Source organism: Aliiruegeria sabulilitoris (assembly GCF_001558155.1).
GTDB lineage: Bacteria > Pseudomonadota > Alphaproteobacteria > Rhodobacterales > Rhodobacteraceae > Tropicimonas > Tropicimonas sabulilitoris.
Window position 1 is genome coordinate 1 of sequence record NZ_LOAS01000097.1, and the last position, 1,544, is coordinate 1,544.

The 1,544-nt window shown below is 60.0% G+C and carries 1 protein-coding gene; it reads right to left on the reverse strand.

The features are described 5' to 3' along the window. Positions 1 to 77 precede the first annotated feature (77 nt). Positions 78 to 1,463, reverse strand: a complete 1,386-nt coding sequence (locus tag AX756_RS24690) for an IS1182 family transposase (protein ID WP_068318533.1) — start codon at positions 1,461 to 1,463, stop codon at positions 78 to 80. Positions 1,464 to 1,544 lie beyond the last annotated feature (81 nt).

Here is a 1,544-nt window from a genome sequence, read left to right on the forward strand (position 1 = left end):
GAGCCGATTTTGTTGAAAAACACCCGTTCGCAACTGCCGAAATATGAGGCTTTGGTAAGGCGCGAACGCCTTTGCTGTCAGGCTTTTCGCGTTTGCTGCGGTGCAGGAAAGATCTTCGCCAGTTTCCGGAGGTTCTGGGCGGTTGCGGCGAGGAGGAATTCGTCATTTGCGCCGCATGGTCCGCGCAACCGGAGCCTTCCGAGGCCGAGAATGCGTTTGAGGTGGGCGAAAAGCATCTCGACCTTTTTTCGGAGCTTCATCGAGATGTCGTATTGGCGGGTTTTGGCGATGTCACGGGCAACCTGACGGGCATCTTCGTGCTCCTCGCGGGTGATCTTGCGGGCGTCGGCGTTTGGGCAACACTTGGCTTTGGACGGGCACGCCTGGCAGACTTCCTTCAATGCTCGGTAGCGGGCCGTTCCCTTGCCTGTCGGACCCCGGTTCGGATCGGAATAATTCCGGCGGAACTGCTTCAGTTCGTGACCCTCCGGGCAGATATATTGGTCGTTCTCGGCGTCCCACTCGAAGTCCGCCCGCGTCCAGGTGCCGTCGTTGCGCCCGGACTTGTCGAACACCGGGATGTGCGGCGCGATCTTGCGACCAACCAGCCAGCCCAGCATCGGTCCGGTGCCATAGGCCGTATCCGCAATCAGGCGTTCTGGATGCAGCTCGAACTTGGCCTTCACCCTATCCAGCATGGTCTTGGTCGATCCGACCTCGGCCTGCCGGATCGACCTTGTCGCCTCGACATCGACGATCACGCCGTGATCCGTGTCGATCAGGTAGTTGTCGGAATAGCTGAAGAATGCGGGGCCTTTTCGTGCAGCCGTCCATTGGCTGGCCGGGTCGGAATGTGATGTGAACTTGGGCTGGACCTCGCTGGCGGCCCCGAAGGCGGCCTCATCCAGCGTGTCGAGATACTCGCGAACCGCACGGGGCGCATCGGCCGGGTCGATCCGCGCCGCGTCCCAGTCCTCCTTCGGTGTCGAATTCTGCTTGTTCGCGTCTGCTTCAATGAGACTTGCATCGACCGCCAGGCGCTGGCCACTGACCAGACCTTCGGCGATGCAGCGCACAACCGTCGTCTCGAACAGGTGCCGCAGCAACTCGCTGTCGCGGAACCGGCCATGACGGTTCTTGGAGAAGGTGGAGTGATCCGGGACCCGGTCACTCAGGTCAAGGCGGCAGAACCAGCGATATGCCAGATTCAGATGCACCTCTTCGCACAGCCGCCGCTCCGACCGGATTCCGAAGCAATAGCCGACCAGCAGCATCCGGATCAGCAATTCGGGATCGACGGAGGGACGGCCGGTATGGCTGTAGAAATCTGCAAGATGGGCACGGATGCTTCTCAGGTCGACGAACCGATCGATGGATCGAAGCATGTGGTCTTGCGGGACGTGATCCTCAAGCGAGAACTCGTAGAAGAGCGCTGGTTGCCCCTCCTGCCGTGGTCCCATCATCGCCAATCCTCCCGCCCATTGGCAGAATTGAATCAGCACACCACGCTTCAATCAAGCACGAGTTTTTCAACAAAATAAGCC